Source organism: Longimicrobium sp. (genome assembly GCF_036399255.1).
In the GTDB taxonomy this organism is placed as follows: Bacteria; Gemmatimonadota; Gemmatimonadetes; order Longimicrobiales; family Longimicrobiaceae; genus Longimicrobium.
In genome coordinates this window covers 1-21,050 of the sequence record NZ_DASWNM010000165.1, presented here as the reverse complement: position 1 = coordinate 21,050, position 21,050 = coordinate 1, and the positions used below count along the sequence as shown (strand labels likewise).

The 21,050-nt window shown below is 69.2% G+C and carries 16 protein-coding genes; 4 read left to right on the top strand and 12 right to left on the bottom strand.

Annotation, left to right across the window (positions count from 1 at the left end):
• Positions 1 to 249: 249 nt before the first annotated feature.
• The 6 genes from VGC13_RS31545 to VGC13_RS31520 all read right to left on the bottom strand — a co-directional run bounded on the left by VGC13_RS31545 (position 250) and on the right by VGC13_RS31520 (position 8,111).
• On the bottom strand, positions 250 to 942 hold the full coding sequence (locus VGC13_RS31545; RefSeq protein WP_331129334.1) for a hypothetical protein: 693 nt from the start codon (positions 940 to 942) through the stop codon (positions 250 to 252).
• Positions 943 to 1,015: 73 nt separating this feature from the next.
• Positions 1,016 to 2,179: a hypothetical protein gene (locus tag VGC13_RS31540; RefSeq protein ID WP_331129333.1), complete on the bottom strand. Its 1,164-nt coding sequence runs from the start codon at positions 2,177 to 2,179 to the stop codon at positions 1,016 to 1,018.
• Between the two features lie 66 nt (positions 2,180 to 2,245).
• Positions 2,246 to 2,863 carry a hypothetical protein gene (locus VGC13_RS31535; RefSeq protein ID WP_331129332.1) on the bottom strand — a complete coding sequence of 206 codons (618 nt, stop codon included), beginning with the start codon at positions 2,861 to 2,863 and terminating at the stop codon, positions 2,246 to 2,248.
• A gap of 889 nt (positions 2,864 to 3,752) precedes the next feature.
• On the bottom strand, positions 3,753 to 4,922 hold the full coding sequence (locus VGC13_RS31530; RefSeq protein WP_331129331.1) for a hypothetical protein: 1,170 nt from the start codon (positions 4,920 to 4,922) through the stop codon (positions 3,753 to 3,755).
• 947 nt (positions 4,923 to 5,869) lie between these two features.
• Complete coding sequence (locus VGC13_RS31525; RefSeq protein ID WP_331129330.1) at positions 5,870 to 7,267, bottom strand: erythromycin esterase family protein; 1,398 nt, start codon at positions 7,265 to 7,267, stop codon at positions 5,870 to 5,872.
• Between the two features lie 355 nt (positions 7,268 to 7,622).
• Positions 7,623 to 8,111 (bottom strand): Hsp20/alpha crystallin family protein, encoded by a 489-nt coding sequence (locus tag VGC13_RS31520; protein WP_331129329.1) that lies wholly within the window; start codon positions 8,109 to 8,111, stop codon positions 7,623 to 7,625.
• A 232-nt stretch (positions 8,112 to 8,343) separates the two neighbouring features.
• Between VGC13_RS31520 and VGC13_RS31515 the strand changes: the two genes are divergently transcribed.
• A complete protein-coding gene (locus VGC13_RS31515) occupies positions 8,344 to 8,679 on the top strand; it encodes a hypothetical protein (protein WP_331129328.1) in 336 nt (111 codons plus the stop codon).
• Positions 8,680 to 8,866: 187 nt separating this feature from the next.
• Here the strand turns inward: VGC13_RS31515 and VGC13_RS31510 are convergent, their stop codons facing one another.
• Positions 8,867 to 10,252, bottom strand: a complete 1,386-nt coding sequence (locus tag VGC13_RS31510; RefSeq protein ID WP_331129327.1) for an amidohydrolase family protein — start codon at positions 10,250 to 10,252, stop codon at positions 8,867 to 8,869.
• The gene (locus tag VGC13_RS31505) at positions 10,252 to 11,553 is read right to left on the bottom strand and encodes an amidohydrolase family protein (protein WP_331129326.1); all 1,302 of its coding nucleotides are present in this window, start codon (positions 11,551 to 11,553) and stop codon (positions 10,252 to 10,254) included. The genes VGC13_RS31510 and VGC13_RS31505 overlap by 1 nt, the downstream gene beginning before the upstream one ends.
• Positions 11,554 to 12,028: 475 nt before the next feature.
• Between VGC13_RS31505 and VGC13_RS31500 the strand changes: the two genes are divergently transcribed.
• From VGC13_RS31500 to VGC13_RS31490, 3 genes are all read left to right on the top strand, one after another.
• Positions 12,029 to 12,883 carry a hypothetical protein gene (locus VGC13_RS31500; RefSeq protein ID WP_331129325.1) on the top strand — a complete coding sequence of 285 codons (855 nt, stop codon included), beginning with the start codon at positions 12,029 to 12,031 and terminating at the stop codon, positions 12,881 to 12,883.
• A gap of 64 nt (positions 12,884 to 12,947) precedes the next feature.
• Positions 12,948 to 13,310: a hypothetical protein gene (locus tag VGC13_RS31495; protein WP_331129324.1), complete on the top strand. Its 363-nt coding sequence runs from the start codon at positions 12,948 to 12,950 to the stop codon at positions 13,308 to 13,310.
• Positions 13,311 to 13,534: 224 nt separating this feature from the next.
• Positions 13,535 to 13,780, top strand: coding sequence for a hypothetical protein (locus VGC13_RS31490; protein WP_331129323.1), 246 nt, complete (start codon positions 13,535 to 13,537; stop codon positions 13,778 to 13,780).
• Positions 13,781 to 13,952: 172 nt separating this feature from the next.
• On the opposite strand, the gene VGC13_RS31485 is transcribed toward VGC13_RS31490, so the two are convergent.
• The 4 genes from VGC13_RS31485 to VGC13_RS31470 form a co-directional block, all read right to left on the bottom strand.
• Positions 13,953 to 15,098, bottom strand: a complete 1,146-nt coding sequence (locus tag VGC13_RS31485) for a class I SAM-dependent methyltransferase (protein ID WP_331129322.1) — start codon at positions 15,096 to 15,098, stop codon at positions 13,953 to 13,955.
• Between the two features lie 517 nt (positions 15,099 to 15,615).
• Entirely contained in the window at positions 15,616 to 17,841 is a 2,226-nt protein-coding gene (locus tag VGC13_RS31480; protein WP_331129321.1) for a cyclic nucleotide-binding domain-containing protein, read from the bottom strand.
• 272 nt (positions 17,842 to 18,113) lie between these two features.
• Entirely contained in the window at positions 18,114 to 19,703 is a 1,590-nt protein-coding gene (locus VGC13_RS31475; RefSeq protein ID WP_331129320.1) for a M56 family metallopeptidase, read from the bottom strand.
• Positions 19,700 to 20,074 carry a BlaI/MecI/CopY family transcriptional regulator gene (locus tag VGC13_RS31470; protein ID WP_331129319.1) on the bottom strand — a complete coding sequence of 125 codons (375 nt, stop codon included), beginning with the start codon at positions 20,072 to 20,074 and terminating at the stop codon, positions 19,700 to 19,702. The genes VGC13_RS31475 and VGC13_RS31470 overlap by 4 nt, the downstream gene beginning before the upstream one ends.
• Positions 20,075 to 21,050 lie beyond the last annotated feature (976 nt).

The following is a 21,050-nucleotide window of genomic DNA, read 5'->3' as shown; positions in this document are numbered from 1 at the left end:
TCCCGCGGGTGAACGGGTGTACGGGTGAACGGGTGAACGGGTGAACGGGTGAACGGGTGAACGGGTGAACGGGTGAACGGGTGAACGGGGGAACGGGGGAACGGGGGAACGGGGGAACGGGGGAACGGGTGAATGGGGGAGCGGGGGAGCGGGGGAACGGGGGAGCGGGGCGGTGTGGGATCCGCCCCAATAAACAGAACCGGCCCGGGCGCTAGGCGTCCGGGCCGGTTCCGTTCTTCATCGCTTCCGTCAGCGCAGCGCGGTCCGGATCTCCTGCGCGGGAGCCGCCGCGGGCGCGCGCTCCAGCAGGGAGCCGCGCGTGCAGGTGCCGCGCGTGAACGAGGCGAAGCGCACCGGGCCCGTGAGGATGGGCGTGCGGTCGTTGCCGGTCTGGATGGGATCGCAGCAGCCGCGCGAGCAGCAGTGCCCGCACGACATGGATACGCCGCAGGCGCACGCGCACGCATCGCCGCAGCAGACGCAGCAGCTGCCGCTCTGGGCCGACGCGAGCCGGAACGTCCCGGTGGAGGACGGGCGCGGGAAGGCCGCGGCCTGGCCGGGCGTGGCGCGACGGATGCGGTCCAGCACGATGCGCACGGTGGGCGCGCTCCGCAGCGCGACGGGCACCCCCGCCGTCAGCTCCAGCCGCTCCACGATCCGCTGCGTCCGCGGCTGCCCGGCGGCGCCGCGCGAAACCGCCACCAGCACCCGGCCGGCCGCCGCGTCGCGCAGCACGGGGCTCAGGTTGTACTCGTCCGTCTGGCGCAGGGTCAGCTTGAGCGAGCTGCCCTCCTGGATCATGGCGTTCATCATCCTTCCGTCCACCTCCACCGTCACCTCGAAGATCCGGTCGGGATCGATGCGCTGCCCCGAGGCCGGCACGGCAGACGCCGCGGCGAGAAGGGAGACGGCCGGCAACCACCCGCGAAAGAAGAAGCCCATGATGTCCTGCCCTGCAGCAAGGTGAACACGACGCGGGAAAATGCGGGGCGATCGCCCCGTTCAGCCGTTCCCGCTAGCCCGGCTGAGCGTCCATCCGGTAGACCACCACGTGCGGAACGTCGTCGGCGTCCTTCTGCACGGTGTACAGCCGCCGGCCCCGCACCGCGTGCAGTTCCGACTCGCGCGGAAGGAACACGGAGCCCAGGTACCGTCCCCCGGCGGTGAAGACCGCCCACTCGCGCGGCTCGCCCGCCGGGGTGTGCAGCCCGATCCAGAGCCGCCCGTCGGGGTCGGCCAGCAGGGCGCGCGCGGCCGGCCACCGCTCCGGAAGCGAATCCTCCAGCGCCCGCCGAAACACCTCCATCATCTGCGGAGGCATCCCCGCGATCTCGCTCGCCACGTCCTCCCGCTGCACGCGCGGCGGACGGTAGCGCACGGAAAAGCCGCCCGTCCGGCGCCCCTCCAGGTCCATCGTCTCCACCGCCAGCGAGTCGCTCCACAGGTAGTGGATGCGGCCGTCCGCGCCCACCGCGTACAATCCTTCGCTGCCGAACGGGTCCGGCGTCACGGCAAAGCCGTCGGGTCCGCTCACGCGCAGAAAGCCGCGGGCGGGGTAGGCGCGAAGGGGCTCGCCGCGCGGGCGCCCGTCCAGGCCCAGCACCCGCAGCCGCTCGGTGGCCCGCGCCGTGTCGTCGCCGCGAAAGGCGGGGCGGAACATGGCGACGAACGCGTCGTTGGCGCGGGTGCGGTGGATGAGGAAGGGCGGAGCGCTCGCGGCCCCCACGTTCAGCACGTACGCCGGAGCCGCCGCCCCCGGCGCGAACACGCTCAGCCGCGCCGCCGAGGGATCGTAGACCAGCAGGCTGTCGCCGGGCAGCACCTGCACGCCGCGGATGGAGCGGAACTCGCCCGGACCCAGCCCGCGCCGGCCCATGGTGGCCACCAGCGCGCCGGTGGAGTCCAGCACGGCGACGCGCGACGCAAACCAGTCCCCCACATAGACGCGCCCGCGCGAGTCCACGTCCACCCCGGTGACCTGCTGAAAGAGCGTGTCCACCCGGCTGCGCGCCACCTCGCGCACCGCGATGCCCGCCGCGCGCCGCTCCGCCGCCTCCGGCAGCGCCGAAGCACCGTCCTGCGCGCGGGCGCACCCCCCGGCCCAGAGGGTCAGGAGCAAGGCGGACGTGATCGCGGAGCGGAACGCACGCATGGGGATCGTGGACGAGGTCTGGCTCATCACCTTCTCAATCGAGTCCAGCGATGCCCTTGATTCTGATCAGAATCACTCGCCCTACCACCCCGGTCAGCGCCGCCGTGCTGCAGACGCGAATTTGCGTGCCGCGGTACACAGATCGGCATCTCCGGGCTCAGAAAGGATGATCGACCAAGCGATCTCTGCGGCGCGATTCGCCGCGTCGGGGGGAAGGGGCGTGCCTACGCTTAACGGATAATCACCGATGGGTATGTAGGTGATCTCATTCGCTGCTAGAAAGCTTTCGTATGGGTCTGCGTAGCTTGTGCCAAGCTGAAAGAAAAGCACTCGCAAAGCCTGGATTCGGGCGGCCTTTCCCGCGCTCCGATCGGCGGCTACTTGGGCAGCTGCATCGAAGATGCGGGCATCGTGAAGCACGCTCGTGAGCATCACGATATCCTCCAAACGCTGATCCCAAGTTTCTGTCGAGCGGAAAGACCCGAACGCCTTAGCGATGGAGCTTCCCCCGACAGGGCCGCAGGTCGGGAGCAGCCGAAGCGCCCAGTCACGCCGGTTGGCCGGCTGACCCAGCGTGACGATCTGCCCGGCCAGTCGGCAGTCATGGCGATGCTTTACGCTGTCGAGATTCGCTTGCCCAAAGGCCGGCTGCGCGGAGAGGCACGTGACAACAACGGCGACGACCAACGAAACACTCGTTCGATCCGGCATCCGTGGAAACGTCAAGGCTGGTGGTTGAGCAGAAGCTCGTAAACAGGCAGCGGATGCCGGTGATATGAGTGCCCCGAACAACCACTCGTGCCCTGGTGGAAGCTGCGTTCCCTGCGCTCATCCTTACTAGCCACCCGGTCCCGTGCATGCCGAGCTACGCAGGCCGCTGCTTATGGCAGAACGGGTGTCCCGTGGGGGAGCGGTGCCTCCTCTCTGCCACATCGCCATGAACTGCCGAGGCAAACCACTGGTCAGCCTGGCTGCAACCGTGAACCTGATTAGCCCGGTAGGCAACTCGCTGCGGTACGGACATCCAGGGGCTCGGAAAGATCTGAGCGCAGTCGTTCGCCGAGCGCTTGAACCTGCGCCCGCCAGTCCGCAGGCAAAGGTGTTCCGGTGATCCTCACGTCGTCATATACGGTAATGTTGCCGCAACCACCACGCACGAAGCCGTGCTCGTCGAACCCCCCTGTGACGCCGGGGTAGGTAGCGCTCGTCCCAAGACGCGATGCATGTATGAGCGCGAGTAGCGCGAATACGCGCGAAGGAACGCTGGCGGCACGGTCGCCCGCAATTTCGAGCGCGGCGTCATACAGGGAGCCGTCTTGGAGAAAATGCATTGGGTTCCACAGGCGCCCAAGAACGGCTGTGTCAGTTTCCGCACGGAGGCGTCGGACACCGGCGGCGATGGACGCCCCGTAAACCTCGGACCCGCACCCGCCGATCTGTCTAAGCGCCCAATCAGTGTGCCGGCTCGGCTGCCCGGTTTCGATAACCTGCCGGGCTAACCGGCAGTCGTTCCTGTGGTGGACGGAATCCGCGTGCGCCTGCGCGTGGACGCTGACAGGCGCAAGCGCGACGAGGATGATCACTAGCATCGCCCGCATGCTCATCGCTCCTGCCGAAAGTTCATGTTGAAGGTGCAGGTTACCCGCACGATGTCGCCGCTGTCGAACTTCGCTTGCTCCTCCTGTAGCGGTCCCTCAGCCGGAGCAAGGAGACCCTCCGCCAATTGGCCGATGTCACTACCGGTGTAGTACATAGTAGCTCGTTCCAGCGCCGCGGCGGCTTGACTGGACGACCAGTATCCGGCCGAAATATCGTGGTGCCGCCGCTCATGCCGTTCTACGTGGCGGCGTGTCCGCATCATGAACTCACGGTCACAGAAACGCCCGCCGGTCTGGGCGCGGAAGAACGCGTCGTCCGGGAACAAAGCCGGGTTCAAGTGAATGACCGGCCCCTCGAAGTTAGGCGGCGCTCTGAAATACCACCAGTTGGCATTTGGGCCACTACCGGCCCCAAACTTTCCGGCGTACGCGGTCAGGATTGTGTATCGGCCGAGCACACCGTGGCTTCTCTCACCGGCGGACTGGTTCATCGGCGGATACGGCAATTCCGTGCTTCGCGTCGGCTCCGGTGGGGGTGGATATGAGACCGCTGGCCAATTCGTCCGGTCAGAAATCTCGATTCTGGCGGAGTCCGAGTGATCGTGACCATCTATACGGCCCCGTACAGAGATCAGGCCGGGAACGACCATGATGCCGTTCCATTCTGTGGAATGGGCTTCCGAGCTTGGGCGTTCAATCGTTCGCCCGTCACCCGTAAAGGACCAGCCCGTAACCTCCAGTTCACCATGCGGCTCCGCGCGCGCCGTACAACGAATCTCACCGCCGCGTAGCAGCGGGTTGGGGGTACAGGTGAGGTTCAGGCGCGAACTACCAACGCGAACCACTTGGCTTGCGACCGAAAGCGGCTGCCCCTCGACGTACGTGCTCGCGACAAGCCGGCCGCTCGTGATAGGGGCGTACTTGCACTGCACGCTATCGCACGGGACATCTTCGCGCGGGCTCGCCGGATTGTGTTTCTCCAGCGTGTCCCCAGGCAAGAACTGCCACAAGACTCCCCTGCGTCCCTGCGGGTCACGTATCCGGAAGTCGCCTACCGGCTCCGCGGTGAACGTCACCTCATCGCCGGGGCTGACTTCGGCAGGGCCGGCGATCCGCAATGGCGTGGGGACGACCTGCACGCTGACGTGCTGCTCCCCGCTGGTGACGAACACGGGGATGTAGGCTCCGGACGGGCTTGTGGGGTTCCCCGCGTAGGTTTGAAGTACCTGCCGGCGTGTCCACACAAACCCCGGACCGCTCACGTTCCGGAACAGCAAGCGCCCGATCGGGCTCTTCCTGTCTCCGGTTGGACTGTACAGGCCGGTGCCCGACGAGAAGTTGTCGATCGGAGCCGGGCCGCCAAGCCTCTGCACGCTGACTCTTGCACTCGCCGGGTCCTCCGCGGGTCCGTACGGACCCTCTGTTTCCAGCGGCAGCGGGGGCGCGTCGCATAGTCCTTTGTAAGCGGGCGAAAAGCACAGCGGATTCCGGCTGTAGGCAATCCTCCCCTCCGCCTGGACGAGCACCCACACCGAATCGGGAATCGCAACGTGCTGCGTCCACGTAGGCTGCGTCGTCCCGGAGAACACTTCGTAAGGGGCTTCTACTTCGATTCTGGAAGGAGCCACTGGGGGAGAGATGTTACCGGGTGAAAACGGAGCGTCACTGCATGCCGTGCCGATCACTCCCATCAAGAGCATCAGAATGATCGGTAGACGGCGGTCTGCCGCTTGAGGTTTACGCATGTGCCCGGATATCCCTGCTCGGTGAGCTTACGAGAAGCCGGAAACCTTATGGCCGTCTGGTGCGCCCGGAAAGTACAAGGAGCCATTTCGCCTCAACTCGGCCATCGGGAGTACGAGAACCAGCCGGTTCCGGGCATGGCGAATAGCTCAGAGATGATGAACCGTAAAGAATCTTCCTTGTCTTATTCCGTTTTCAGACCCGTCTCGACATCGCGCGAACACCTTATCTTTCATTTAGGCCCCCAAACCAAAATGAAAGGCTCCCTCGCCACGACGGCAAAGGGAGCGGATTAGAAGGCCCGGATCGCCAGCCTCCGGGCGATCCTTGACCGTTGTCGAGTTCCCTCTGGACGTTCTCTCAGCGGGCGGCCGGGCTATCGCCGCACGGGGAGCGGGGTGACGGCGGTGCTGCTGTCGACGTGGATGACGGCGTCGAACTGGCGGGAGAGCATGGCGGTGAAGTAGTGGCTCTGCCGCTCGGTGGCGGGCATGTAGACCACGCCCACGGCGCGCTCCAGGCGCGGCTCACCCATGGCGCGCGAAAGCTCTTCGCGCCCACGGAAGGTGAGCAGGAAGGCGGGGATGCCGGTGCGGTGAAAGAGCGCGGAGAAGCTCTCCGGCAGCGCGGGGTTCAGCCGGCGGACGCGGCCAGGCGCATCCCACTCTTCCGCCGCCAGCACGGCACCGTGGTAGGTGGTGAAGCCGACGAGGACCGATTCGCCCTCGAACGCCTGCCGCATCAGCTGGCCCACGTTCCACTCGCCGCCCTGCCCCATCTCCGTGAGCCGCGCGTCGCCCGCGTGGGTGTTGTGCGCCCACACCACGACCTTGGGCGTGCGCCCCTGCGCCTGCAGGTGGTCCACCAGGTGCTCCAGCGTGGTGGCCATGTGGCGGTCGCGCGCGTTCCACGACGCGGGGCCACCCTCCCACTGCGCGCGCCAGTACGCCTCGCCGCCGGCCACCACGCGCGCGTTCTGCAGCGCGGAAAATCGCTCGTCCCGCGCGTGCGCGTCGCCGCCGCCCGCGGCGTACAGCTGCTCCATCTCCGCCACCTGCTCCGCCGCCTCGTCCTGGCACGAGCGCTCGGCGTTGCGCAGGGCGATGGACCCGTAGGCGACGGGATTCTGCCGGTGCGGGCGCAGGCAGGCATAGCGCTCGCGCGCGCGGCCGGCGGCGTCCGGATCCACGCGCGACAGGTACGCCACCACGGAATCCGCGGACTCGAACCAGCTGTACACGTCCAGCCCGTAGAAGCCCACCTGCTGCTCCGCCGGGCGCCCGGCGTTGTGCTCGCGCATCCACACCACCAGGTCGCGGATGGCGGTGTTGGCCCACATCCACTCGGGAAATCCGGAGGTAAAGCCGCGCAGCCCCTCCTCCGCCGTGGCAGGGCCGCCGGTTCCGCGAACGAAGCGGTGCACGGCCTGCGCATCGGGCCACTCGCCTTCGATGGCCATGGCCGCGAAGCCTTTTTCCTGGATGAGGCGCCGGGTGATGCGGGCGCGCTCGTGGTAGAACTCCTGGGTGCCGTGCGTGGCCTCACCCAGCACCACGAACCGGGCGTCGCCGATAAGGGCCATCAGCGATTCGTAGTCCGTCTGCGCGCCGGTGATGGGGATGGCCGCCGCGCGCACCAGCTCCACCGACGCCGAGTCCGCCGGGTTCAGCGGATTGTTTCCGCCCGCTCCCCCGCCCCCGCCCGCGGAGGAGCATGCGGGCAAGGCGATGATCAGCAGCGCGGCGGCGAAGCGGATGAAGCGCGTGGACGGCATGTGGGCACCCTCGGGCACGGCGGTTTCCGGCGGATGAGGGGCGCCCGGGGCGCAGGCGACGTACCAGCGGGGGAACAGGTGACGGGGGGCTGAGCAGATGAGATGGGTCGTTCGACTGGCACCGGGCTGCGTCCGCGGGGGCCCTCACCCGCTCGTTCAGGCTCGCACCCTCTCCCGGTGCGTTCCCGCAGGTGAATCAGGTGAAGCCTCGCGCTGTTTGCGAGGCTTTCCGCGGTTGTTGCGGCGGCTTCAGCCGCTCACGGGGGCCGCGCTTTCGCACTTCGCACTTTCGCACCCAAAGCAACGGGGCCGGCGGATCGCTCCGCCGGCCCCGTCGTCATCCCCCGAGCCGAGATCAGCCCTGCGGCTGCTCGCCGTTCTGGCTCTCGGTGCCCAGCTGCGGCTGGCTCACCTCGCCGCCGACCTCGATGCGGCGGCGGCGCGCCTTTTCGCTCTTGGGCACGGTGACGGTCAGCACGCCGTCCTGGAAGCCCGCCTGGATGTTGTCGGAGTCCACGTCGCGCGGCAGCACGAAGCTGCGGGTGAAGGTACCGTAGCGGCGCTCGGCCAGGTGCCAGCGGCCCTTCTCGCCCTCGGTGCGCTGCTCGCGCTTCTCACCCCGGATGGTCAGGACGTTGTTCTCCACGTCGATCTCGATGTTCTCGCGGCGCAGGCCGGGCATCTCGGTGACCACGCGGATCTCGCGCTCCGTCTCGATCACGTCCGTCTCGGGCGCGCGCATCAGGCTGTTGCCGTTGGCGGCCCGGCCGCCGTTGCCGAAGAACGTGTCGAACAGCTGGTCGAACGGCTCGGCGTAGCGGGTGGTGGTGGGATACAGTGCCATGGTCGTTTCCTCCGGTTCGGTTCTCCGAAAGTTGCGACGGTGTGTCTCTCATCGTGGCGCGGATGCACCGTCCTCATCCGCGCCGGCTGCCGGGGGAAAAGGCAACCGGCGTTCCAGCCAGGACTGGCCAAATCGGCAAACGATCTTTCAAATCGACAGGCCGCATCTGCACGGGTGACAGGAGACGACCACGGCTGCGTGGCTTCCCCGGAAGTCCCGTCCATCGTCCCGGATGATCGAACTTCTTGACCTGAAATATCCATGCAGGTACACTCGGGAACATCCATCCTCGTCCGGCGTGCAGGAACGCGCCGGGCATTACGCCGGTCAGGAGGATTCCATGCTCCGCTCAACCAGGATGCTGCGCCACGGGCTGTTCGCGGCGGCAACGATGGCCGCTCTGGGCTTCGGCGCAACGCAGGCGCTCGCCGCACCGCGGGCCGAAGCCGATGCGGCGCGCGCGTGCAGCAATCTCAACCATGCGCAGTGCCGCGACAGCTGCCGGGCAATGGGATACGACACCGGGAGCTGCGTCGCCGGGGGCGGTTGCTGGTGCGTGCACTACTGACCGGCGCCGTTCCACGCCCAGCCCGGGAAGCCACGGACCCCGGGGCGTAGCGTGGGAGGCGCAGACGAAGAGGCCGGGACCACCCGCGGTCCCGGCCTCCTGAATTACACTACGGTGCGCGATCTCCTACTTCCGCACTTCCGCACTTCCGCACTCACGCACTCACGCACTCACGCACTTCTTTCCTCTACCGGCACTCCTCGCTCACCACCTGGCCGTCGATGACCACGGCGCAGACGTGCGAGGTGTACTCGAAGGGGTCGCCGTCGAACACCACCACGTCGCCGTCCTTGCCGCGCTCCAGCGAGCCCACGCGGTCGCCCACCCCGATCACGCGCGCGGCGTCGATGGTGATGGTGCGCAGCGCGTCTTCCATCGACAGCCCGTTGGCGGCGGCGACGGCGGCCTCGAACAGCACCACGCGCGTCTTGGGGACGTAGCCCTCGAACCCGCTCTGCAGGGCCACGGTGATGCCGGCCTGGCGCAGCCTGCTGGCGGTTTCCAGCGTGGCGCCGGCGGTCTCGCCGCCCAGCCGCACCATCGTGGGGTGCAGGATCACGGGGACGTTGGCCCGGCGGATCTCGTCCATCACCAGGTAGCTCTCCGCCGCGCCGTCCAGCACCAGGTCAAAGCCGAACTCCTCCTGCAGCCGCAGCGCCGCCAGGATCTCCGACACCCGGTGCGCGGTGATGAGCGCCGGCACCTCGCGGTTCAGCACGCGCGCCAGCATCTCCAGCCCCAGGTCACGCGAGCCCGCGCCCTCGCCACCCGAACCGCCGCCGCCGCGGTTGGCGTTGCCGCCGCCGGTTGCGCGCGGCTCGTTGGTGGCGCGGTCCGCGGTGCGGGGGTTGGCCGCGGCGCTGGCGCGGTCCCCGTCGCGGATTGTGCTTCCCTCACCGCCGCTTCCGCCACTGCCGCCGCGGCTTCCGCCGCCCGTGCCGCCGCGCCGGCGGTCGTACTCGCGCGCCTTCTGCAACTCCGCGCGCAGCAGGGCGATGCCGCGCGAGCGGGTGCCGGCGTTGCGGAAGGTCTGCCCCACGGAGGGCCCCAGGGTGAACGCGACCATCGTCGTCGTATCCACCAGCGCCTCGCCCACGTCGTCGCCGCGGGTCTTTACGATCATCGTCTGCCCGCTGACCAGCGCGCCGGGGCCGTGGCCGGTGTGCACCGTGGTCACGCCGTATCCGCGCAGCCACCCCACCAGTTGCTCGCGGGCGTTGTAGGCGTCGATGGCGCGCAGCTCGGGGGCGATGGCCTCGTTGCGGTCCAGCTGGTCCTGGTCGTGGGGCTGGTTCATCGCCCCCGCCAGCCCCACCACGCTGTGCGCGTCCACCAGCCCGGGGGTGACCACCCGGCCCGTAAGCGTGCGGTAGCCGGCGGGGATGGGCACCTCGGCCGCGCTCCCCACCCGCTCGATCTTGCCGTCCGCGCCGACGAGCACGACGCCGTCGCGGATGGCGGCGCCGGCCATGGTGTAGACCGTCTCGCCGCGCACCGCCACCTGCGCGTCCGCCCCCGTGGCGCCCAGCGCCAGCGCCGCCGACGCCAGCGCGATTCCGTTCATCCGCCGCATCAGTGGCCTTCCTCGCCGTCGTGGGTGTGCATGGTGGTGCCGTCGAACACGTCCGGGCCGCCGATGGCGTAGCCGCGATCCGCCGGGTCGGCCAGGTCGAACACCTTGTTCCCCTCCACCCAGGTCTGCTCCACGTGCGTGTAGATGGAGAGCGGATCGCCGGACAGCACCAGGAAGTCGGCGTCCTTGCCGGGCTCCAGCGTGCCCACGCGGGCCTCCAGCCCCATCATGCGGGCGCCGGCGATGGTCATGGCCTCCAGCGCCCGCTCGCGCGACATCCCCATGCGCACGCCGAAGCCGGCGGAGCGAAGGAAGAAGCGGCTGTCGGTGATGCCGTCGTCGGTGTGAAAGGCGGTCAGCACGCCCGCCCGCTCCAGCGCGGCTCCGTTGACGTTGCTGAAGTCCAGCGTCTCCAGCTTTCCGCCGGGGGAGTCCAGGATGATGATGGAGGCCGGGGCGCGCGCGGCGGCGATCTCGTCGGCCACCTTCCACGCCTCGCTCACGTGCTGCAGCACGATGCGAAAGCCGAACTCCCGGCTCAGCCGCAGCGCGGTGAGGATGTCGTCGGCGCGGTGGGTGTGAAAGTGCACCACGCGGCGCCCGTCCAGCACCTCGGCCAGCGCCTCCAGCTCCAGGTCGCGCGGCGAAACGCGGTCGGCGCCGCCGGCGGCGCGGATCTTCTGCTGGTACTCCTGCGCGCGGACGAAGCGCTCGCGCACGATGGAGGCGGCGCGGCCGCGGGTGCCGGGAAACGGCGGCTCGCCGCGCGGGTTGGTGCCGTTGGCCATCTTCATTCCGCCGCAGATCTCGCGCTGCACGTCGCGGCAGAACAGCAGGTCGTAGATGTCGGTGCCGTCGCGCAGCTTGAGGTAGGCGGTCTGGCCGCTCATCAGGTGGCCGCTGCCGGGCATCACGTTGACGGTGGTGATGCCGCCGGCCTGCGCCTTCTGGATCCCCTCGTCGCGCGCGTCGATAGCGTCCAGGATGCGGACGGACGGGTGCATGGGGCTGCTGCGGTCGCCGCCGTCGCCGTTGCCGATGTGCGAGTGCGTGTCGACCAGCCCGGGCATGATGGTCTTGCCCGCCGCGTCGTGCACCACGGCGCCGGCGGGGATGGCCGTCTCGGGCCCGCCCACCGCGGTGATCTTGCCCCCCTGCACCACCAGCACGCCGTTCTGGATGGGCGCGCCGGAGATGGGAAGGATGGTGGCGCCCCGGAACGCGTGCGGCTGCTCCTGCGCCCCGGCGGGCAGGGCTGCGGCCGCCGCGGCAAGGAGCGCCACGGACAGGGTGCGTAGCATGGAGGGAACAGGGAACAGGGAATAGGGAACAGCGGGCACCGGCAGGGACGGCCGGCCGCCGCTACGACGAGGCGCGCCGCGAGGACTGCGGCGGCGCCTGAACTGCCACGTTTTTGTCGATCGGATACAATATACGGACGTTCGTCCGGTCGCCAGAGTGGGAGGGGAAGAATTTAGCAGGGCGCCCTGCTCCCCCGGTCTCCCGTGCAAACCATTGGGCCGGGGAGGAGGAATTCGATCCTGGGTGGACGGTGCCGTGCGCGCGGCGGGCGCCCCCTCCGGGCTCGCATTACTCGCCCACCTCCCCCAAAACTGCTGGGGGAGGTTGGGTGTGGAGCCAGGATCGAAGCTCGGCGAATGACCCCGCACTGTGTCGGCCGGCGCCCCCCACCCCAAGCCCTCCCCCGCAAACAGCGCGGGGGAGGGTGACGCGACCCACCGGCCTGTCGAAGGACGAGAAAATTCATGCGCGCAGATGCACGGCAGCCATCCGGGCAAGCCTTGTGACGATCCTTATGCGCACTTACGTTCAACGATACTATCGCCGCGCCTGGCCTCCATGCCGGAACCTCGCTCGCCGCCTCCGCGCCAGGAGATCAGAATAATGCGTACGGATTTACTCAGACTGCTGGCGTTCCTGCTTCCGCTGTTCCTCTCCGCTTGCGGCGATCTGCCCACGAGCACGCACGCGGCACCTGACGTTTCGGGCGCGGGTCCCATGCTCTCCGGGGAGTGCTACCTTCAGGACGGAATCTACAGGTGCCCGCCGCAGTCGCCGGATTGGGGAGACTGCGATGAGTATCACTACGACTGTGGCGGCGACGACTGCATCGCCTCCACGATTCCGGGCGGCCCTGGAGACGCGACAGCGCAGGGCTGCACGGGCGGTGGTGGTGGCGGGGCGATCGGAGACGGCGATGGTGGAGGGGGAACCGGAGGCGGTGGAGGTGGCGGGACCGGGAGCGATCCGTTCTGCCCGGATTTTGGATGCCCAACCGCCTTTGAAGAAGGGCCACTGCTGTGGGGGGCGTGCGTCCTCGCGGTGCTCGGCTCCGCCTACACCATCGATCAGGTGGCTGGTGCGTTCCAAGGCTGGTGGGACGCCCAGCGGGCCTACGAGTCGGCACGGCGCACACTGGACGTCATCCAAGCGAATCCTGATGCGGTCAGTGCCGAGATGGTGGAGGTGTGGGTGTTGCGGGTAGAGTACACACGAGACCGCAAGGATGATGCGGTGGCCGATGTCGCCGAGAAAACCAATGCGAGTTACTGGGGGTTGGTGGCTGCCGCCGCTGCCTGCGGAGCCGCCGCGTTCGTGCCAACACCTTGAGCAAGCCTGGACCCGCGGCTTCCACCCTCGTAGCGCGAGGTGCACAGTGGTGAGGAGCCGTTCCGTGATCCGCAGCAAAACGCCAGGAAGGCAGGAAGGATTAGCAGTGACAGCTTTGCGGATGATCCCCGACACTCGGGGAGGGCGAATTTACCGGCGCATCCTGCTGGTGTGCGGGATCGCATCGATCGTCGGAATCGCTGACCAGGTACGGGCGCTCTTCTGGATTGCGCTTAGCGGACCCTCTTCACAGTCGACCGATCCGGCGCGCCTCCTCATCCTGCTCGCTGGGTGGTTGCTGCTCTGCTGGTGTTCGGTGCGAGCCATTCGCAGGAATGTGCTGCCGCCCACGTGGGCGGTGGTCTCATTGCCTGTGGTGACTTGGGCATACATCCTCTGGCCCACCTTGTTTCCCGCTGCGCAGTGACGCCGCGAACGCTCCTGCTGGTTCTGCTGCTGTTACTGGTCGGGTCATCGCCGCTTCACACACAGGACACGCAGGACTGGAAAGCACGCGCGATCAGCAGCGTGATCGATTACCGGGCGTCGGTGTTGGGTGACACGACGGCAAAGTTCGACGGGTGCACGGTAGCGCGGCATCTAGGGGACGCCGAGCCTTGCGCGCCGATGGTCGCGGAGCCAGTCTGGTGGATGCTGAAGCCCTGCGAAGCCACGAGGGATCGGCACACCGTCATCGTAGACTCCCTTGCTCGCCGCGAAGCCGGCGACGTGATGGTCTACCTGACCGTCATCCGCGGAGAGTGGATCCACCGCGAGGACTATACGCTGGTCCCTCACGACTCGCCCGGCCCGTTCATGGCCGTGCACGAGGCGCGTCTGTGGGGCGCGGTGCAGTCCTATCCCCGGCGTCCGACGCCCGGCTCGCCGCCGAACTAATCCGCGGCCATCGCGTCAGCAACAAGCAAGCGCACCTCCCCGAATCCACTTCGGAGAGGTGCTGTTTTTGTACTCCCCATCAGCCACACCCGCGGTACGACATTCCCGCTGTAACCTGTCCCCTGTCCCGCTATTCCCTATTCCCTGTTCCCTATTCCCTGTTCCCTGTTCCCTAGCTTTTCAGCCGCAGCACCCAGCGGTACGCCTGGATCTCATCCCGCTCGAAGCCGTCCACGCAGCCCCACAGGTACAGCTGGAACACCCGGTACGCGGCCGTCCCCCAGGTGGCCTCGATCTGGGCGCGGTGGGCGTCCAGATTGCGGGCCCAGTGCAGCGTGGTGAGCCCGTAGTTGTGGCGGTCGTTGATGACCGTCTCTACCTCGAACGGGCTGCGCGCCACCTGGGCCAGGTAGTCGTGCAGGCACAGCGGCGTGCCGTTGCCGCGAAAGATGTAGCGCTCGAAGAAGGCGGAAACGTCGTACTTCTGCCGGGTGGCGCTGGCGTCCAGGCAAATGCGGCCGCCGGGCTTGAGCAGCCGCGCGTAGTGCTTCAGCGTCTGCCCGTAGTCGGGCAGGTGCTCCGTCACCCCCAGGTTGACGATGGCGTCGTAGCGCTGCGACGGCTGGTGCTCCCACAGGTGCTCGCGGCGCACCTCGCACGGCAGCTGCTCGCCGCGGATCAGCGCGCCGATGAACGCCTCGGACTCGCGCGAGATCGTCAGGCTGGTGACGCGCACCCCTTTCTGCCCGGCGTGCTGCGTGAACGCGCCCCATCCGCCCCCCACGTCCAGCACCCGGTCCCCCGGCTTTGCGCCGACGGACTCCAGCGCAAAGTCCAGCTTGCGGGTGATGGCGTCTTCCAGCGCTTCGCCGTCGTGCGCGAACACGCCCTGCGAGTAGCAGCGGTGGCGCGCGTCCAGGAAGAGGAGGTAGAACTCGGGCTCGCGGTCGTAGTGCTCGGCGATCCAGGCGCGGTCGCTGGCCACCTGCCCCACCAGCAGCGGCCGGACGAAGCGCATCACCGAACGCAGGGGATGCCGGTCCGCGAACATCGAGCGCAGTGCCAGCAGAGGCTTGATGTCGCCCACCACGTCCAGCGCGCCGGCCAGGTACGCCTCGCACACGGCCATGGCGTCCATGCGCGCCAGCGCCGCGGCGCCGCGCCGGTCGTTCACCACCACGGTGGCCTCCGGATCCCCGCGCCCGAACACCGTGGGCGTGGCACCGGGCAGCTGCACCGCGAAGGAGGGCGCGCCGCTTCCGCCGATCCGCTCGTATCCCTTCTGGACCATCCGCACCAGCCGGTCGAACCCCTGCATCAGTCCCCCGTCCGTCCGTGTTGTGGATCGTGCTGCTTCGGAGAATGCCGCCGGGAGCGCTGACTGGAAGATGGCCGGCGGAACGAATGGGCTGGCTCTCGTCCCAGGATCCGCCCCTGTCGCGTCCGGGAGCAGATCCTTCGGTCGCGCGCCACCGCTTGTGTGTCTTCCAGCTTCTTCGTGCGCTGCCTCAAGAGATGTTGCTAAACCTCACCCCGCGATTGACTTCCTGAGGGAGGCGCCGCCCCGTAACTCGCTTGTACACTGCACCTTGGCGCCGACCGAAGGACCTCGCCAGCAGAACGACGGGGCTGGTCCCGTGCCCTGATCTGACCCCTGCGCCGCCGAGACGAGGTCCTTCGGTCGCGCGCAGGCGGTTGTGTGAAATCGGGTTACACGTGGTGCGCTCCCTCAGGAAGTCATCGCTGCTTTGTGAGGTTAGGGGTTTAGCAATATCCTCTCAGGCAGTCACGCTTCGTTGTGAGCTTGAGAGGTTTAGCAACCCCCGTTCAGGAAGTCAGGCGCCTGCTTCGGCCGGGCGGGCGCCCGGCCGCTCGGCCCAGGCAGCCACCGCCTCGCGGGCGTACTCGTATCCCACCGCCGCGATGGCGTCCATCCCCTCGAACTGCATCAGGCTGAAGCCCTCCACCGGCGGGCGCAGGCAGAAGTCCGCCTCTTCCAGCGACGCGCGCTCGCGGGAGGTGCTGTGCAGCAGGCTGGCGCGCATGGCCATCTCCATGATCCCCGGAAACGGCCGGTGCCCCGGGCGGCGGCGAAAGCGGCCGCGCAGCACCTCCCAGGCGGTGGGGACGTGGTCGGCCAGAAAGCCGTCGTCCACCTCCAGCGACACCTCCGACGCCACCACCACGCCGCACCCCTGCTGCCGCATGACGTCGGTGGGCAGGTTGTTGAGCAGCGCGCCGTCCACCAGCAGGTGGTTGCCTTCCAGTACCGGCGGGGCGAATACGGGGATGGAGGCGCTGGCCAGCACGTACTTGCGCAGCAGCCCCGTGCGGTGCACCACCATCTCGGCGGTGGACAGGTTGCTGGTGATGCAGAAGTACGGCGTCCACAGGTCCTCGATCTCCGTGGCGCCGTACACGCGCTCGCCGCAGACGCCGGCCAGGCGGTTGTCCACCAGCGCGACCAGGGGAAGGGTGAGCTCCTTCTGCGGCCGCCACTCCAGATAGATGCGGCGGTTGATGGCCAGCAGCTCGTCCGGCGGAATGCCCAGCGCGTACTGGGCGGCCACGCCGGCGCCCATGCTGGTGCCGCCGATGAAGTCGATGGGCACGCCCGCCTCCACCAGCGCACGCAGCACGCCGATGTGCGCGAACCCGCGCGCCCCGCCGCCGCCCAGCACCACGCCCACCGCGCGCCCGGCCAGCATCCTGCCGAGTCGGGCAAAGTCCCCGGCACCATCCCAGCGCAGGTGCAGGTGCTCGCGCACCTTGCGCCCCGCCAGCCACCGCCGCGTCCCGCTGGGGCGCGTGACGCCGTCCGGGTGGACGAGCACGAGCACCTCGTGCGCGTCCGTGGCGCGGTCCTCCAGCTTGGACAGCGCCTGCTCCACCGGCCCCGGCGCGGGGTCCTCGTCCGCGCGGGCGACCAGGAGGACGCGGTCCGCCTGGCGCATGCAGCGGCGGGTCCAGGCGGTGTGCCCTTCCTCCGCCTGGTAGACCACGAAGCGGTGGTCCACCTCGCGCGCCTCCAGCCAGGCCAGCAGCCGCGCCGCGTCCGGCGTCTGCCCCCACGCCTGGGCGATGCCCGCCTCCGTCATCCGCCGCTCCACCCCCTCCGCCGTCAGGTGCAGCGTGGGGCCGTGCTCCGCCAGCGCCGCGGCCAGCCGCTCGCAGAAGGCGGCCACGGGCGCGCCCGGGCTGGCGGCCACCACGGCGATGTTCGTCACCTTCGCCACCGCCGCCTCCGGACGGCCCCGGCCGATGCGGTCCACCACCTGCCGCGTCACCTCGCGCAGCGTCTGCGGGCGGCGGGCGACCAGCCGGTCGAACTCGTCGTTGCTGAAGCCCACCAGGACGGAATCGCGCACCGCCTCCACCCGCTCGCCACGCGGCTCGCAGCCAAAGAACGAGAGCTCGCCTACCATCTCGCCGCGCGCCGCCTCGCCCAGCACGCGGGTGGAGCCGTCCTTTTCGATGCGGGCGGTGCGCACGCGTCCGCTGATCACCAGGTAGAGCGCCCCGCCGGCCTGGTTCTGCTCGAACAGCAGCTCGCCGCGGCGGCGGTGGATCCACTCCGCCATCCGCGCCAGGTCGTCCAGCAGCGGCCGGTCCATGGTGCCGAAGACGGCGTGCAGGCGGCAGAGCAGCTGCTCGCGGAGAATGCGGTCCCACACGCGGCGCAGCTGCTCGTGGCTGCGGGCCAGGGCGTCGCGGGCGGCGTCGTCCACGCGGGCCAGCTCGGCGTCGGTGGCGGCGCGCACCTCCACGGTGCCGCGGCTGCCGGCCAGCACCTGCAGCTCGTCCACCGCCTCGCCGGGCGCCAGCGTCCGCAGCACCGTCTCGCCGCCGCCCGGCAGGCGCTCCACCACGTGCACCTCGCCGGACAGCAGCAGGTACAGCGCGGGCTCGGCGCCGCCGGCGCGGAACAGCACCTGGCCGGCGCTCACCCGCACGGGGCGCATGGCGGCGGCGAGCGCATCGGCCGCCGCCGGCTCCAGCGCGCCGAAGTGCGTGGCGAGCTGCGCGTGAAAATCGGGGGAACGCACCGCGAGGTCCTGCATGGGGTCCGGAAGGGAGATGCGGATCAGCGCGTGAGGCGGGCTTCGTCGCCTCGAATGTAGGTGGCACACCGGACACCGAGCAAGCGTCTGCTACATATGCCCCCAAACGTGCGGCCGAAAGGTGGGAGTGATCACGCGGAGGAACGAAAAGGGGACGCGGATGAAAGCCTCATCCGCGCCCCCTCTCTCTTCCTCCGCGTCGTCCGCGTGAAACCTGCTTCGTCAGCCCTTCACGCGGGCGGCGGCAAGGCAGTGCGGCATCCAGGGCGCGATCATGGCTGCCCCACCGCCGTCGCGCGGAACTCCACCGGCATCACGACCTCCGCGGCGACGGGCTGGCCGTCCTTGCGGGCCGGGCGGAACCGCGCCCGCGCCAGCACCCGCTCCGCCGCGGGCGCGGCTTCGGGATGCGTGCTGGAGAGCGCCTGCACCCCCTCCACCTCGCCCGTGGCGGAGATCCGCACCTGCACCTGCACGCGGGCCGTGATCCCGGCATCGCGCAGCAGCGGCGGATACTCGTCGTTGAACGCGCGGGTAAGCTCCTCCACGTTGGCGACCATCGGCGGCCGGTCCCACGCCGGCGCGGCGGCCGGAGCGTCGGCAATCGGCGGCCACGCGTCGCTGCCGCTCAGGCTGAACTGAAAGGGCAGGATGAGCGTGAAATCCGCCGCCGATCCGCCGATCCGCGCCGGCCGAAAGCGCGCGACGGAGAGCGCCCGCACGGCGGCCTCGCCGAACGCGGGGTGCGACGCCTGCACCACCTCCACGTCCGCCGGGCTCCCCTGCGCCGTCACCCGCATCCGCACCGACGCCGAGCCCTGCACGCCCGCGTCGCGAAGCAGGGGCGGGTACTCCCGCTGGATTGCGCGCACCACCGCCTCCGCGTTCGCCAGCGCCGGCAGTACGGTGTCGCCGCGGAGGGCCGATTCCGCGGAGGGGACGGCGGGGGCCGGGAGGGCGCGCATCGCCAGCAGCGACGCCGCACAGACGGCCAGGACGGGGACCAGGGAACGGGCACGGGGGCGCTGCATGCGTTGGCTCATGATGCGGATTCTCCTCTCCAGAAAGCTGCGAGGTTCACTGAAGGCGGCCGCCATCAGGCGTCCACCCGTTCCGCGGCGCCCCACCTCCAGCAGCAGGGTGCCGTACGCCCGCACGTCACCGCGGCGGGCGAGCACACGAGCGTCGCAATCCACTTCCACCGCCAGCCGCAGCCGGCGCAGCATCCACCAGGCGGCGGGGTTCCACGGCATCACCGCCACCGTGGCCAGGCCCAGGGCGAGCAGACGCGGATCGCCCGCATCCAGGTGCTCGCGTTCGTGCTCCAGCAGCAGCGCGCGCACGGCGGGATCGGCATCCGCCACCACCCACGCGGGAAGGACGATGCGGCTGCGGAAGAGCCCGATCACCGCCGGCCCCGTCGTCGGAGAAAGGAGGACGGGGACGCCATCCACCTCCACCGCGTGCCATCCCCGCCGCCGCCGCTCCAGCACCGCCGATGCGGCGAAGAGTGCGAGGAGCGCCACCGCCGACATCCCCATCCACCCGTACGCCAGCGGCCGGTCCAGCGCCGCCACGTCGATGCGCGGCTTCGATTCCGCCACGGCGGGAGGCGGCCCGGCCGCCCGCATCCGCACCGCGCCGCCGCCGGACGCGTCCATCGCGGTGCGGGCGAGAACCGGCTCCGACGCGCGGGGCAGCCAGCGCGCGGCGGCGGGGAGGGCCATCGCCAGCACCATCGCCGCGGCCCAGATCCAGCGCTGGGGGCGGCGAAAGGCGCGCATCGCCCGCTCCATCGCCAGCGCGCCCAGCGAGAGCAGCGCGCCGACGGCCAGGCAGTACAGCATCCAGAACGCGATCATCCCTCCTCCTCTCCCATGCGCTCGTCCAATAGCCGCCGCATGCGCCGCAGCTCGTCGTCGCTCAGGCCGCGGTCGCTGACCAAGTGGGTCAGCAGCAACTCGGGCGAATCCTTGAACAGCTTGTGCAGCATGCGCTTGAGCACGCTGGTCCCCGCCGCCTGCCGCTCCACCAGGGGGTGGTAGCGGTACGCCTTGCCCTTTTCGACGTGGCCCACGTACCCCTTTTCCTCCAGCGTGCGCAGGACGGTGAGCACGGTGGTATAGGCCAGGTCGTCGGCCAGCCGCTCGCGCACCTCGGCCACGGTGCCGCCGCCGCGGTCCCACAGCACGCCCATCACGTCCAGCTCCCGCTCCGTAAAGCTGATCTCCACCGGCCCGCCTCCTTCTACTAGAGTCTTAGTAGATGATAATCGGCACCCCCGCGGCTGTCAACTAGTTTTTTAGTAGATGATTCTGGATGCGCTCCCGCTCTGTCATTCCGAGGCCCGGCCACTCGATACTCGCCGCTCGCGCAACAGGTCGCAGGGCCGAGGAATCTACTGTCGGGATCCTCGAACCCCGACGCGGCAGCGCGCGCCGCACTCGCGGTCACGCCCCCACCCGACAATGCCTGTGGGGGGATGACGCTGGAGTCGCCGCGGGACCGGAGCGGGGCTGCCGCGACCACGCTCCAGGTGGCCGAAAGTAGATCCCTCGGCCCTGCGACCTTCCGTGGCTGCGAAGGGTGCTCGCTGGCTGGGCCTCGGGATGACAGAGCTTGGCGGTTCGGAAAAGACGAGAGCCTGTCATTCCGAGGCCCGGCCACTCCATACTCGCCGCTCGCGCAACAGGTTGCAGGGCCAAGGAATCTACTGTCGGATTCCTCGAACCCCGTCGCGGCAGCCCTCACTGTCCCTGCGGTCACGACGCAGCACGACAAAGCTCCTAGCGGATGACGAGAAACCGGCCTCGTCGGACTCTGGAGTCGCCGCGGGTCCGGCGCGGGGCTGCCGCGACCACGCTCCAGGTGGCCGATAGTAGATCCCTCGGCCCTGCGACCTTTCGTGGCTGCGGAAAGTGCTCGCTGGCCGGGCCTCGGGATGACAGATCGGGCCTGCCTCGTCGGACTCTGGAGTCGCCGCGGGTCTGGCGCGGGGCTGCCGCGACCACGCTCCAGGTGGCCGGAAGCAGATCCCTCGGCCCTGCGACCTTTCGTGGCTGCGGAGAGTGCTCGCTGGCCGGGCCTCGGGATGACAGATCAGGGCTTTTGGGCGAAGACGTGAAATTCAGACGAGAATCTGTCATTCCGAGGCCCGGCCACTCAATACTCGCCGCTCGCGCAACAGGTCGCAGGGCCGAGGAATCTAC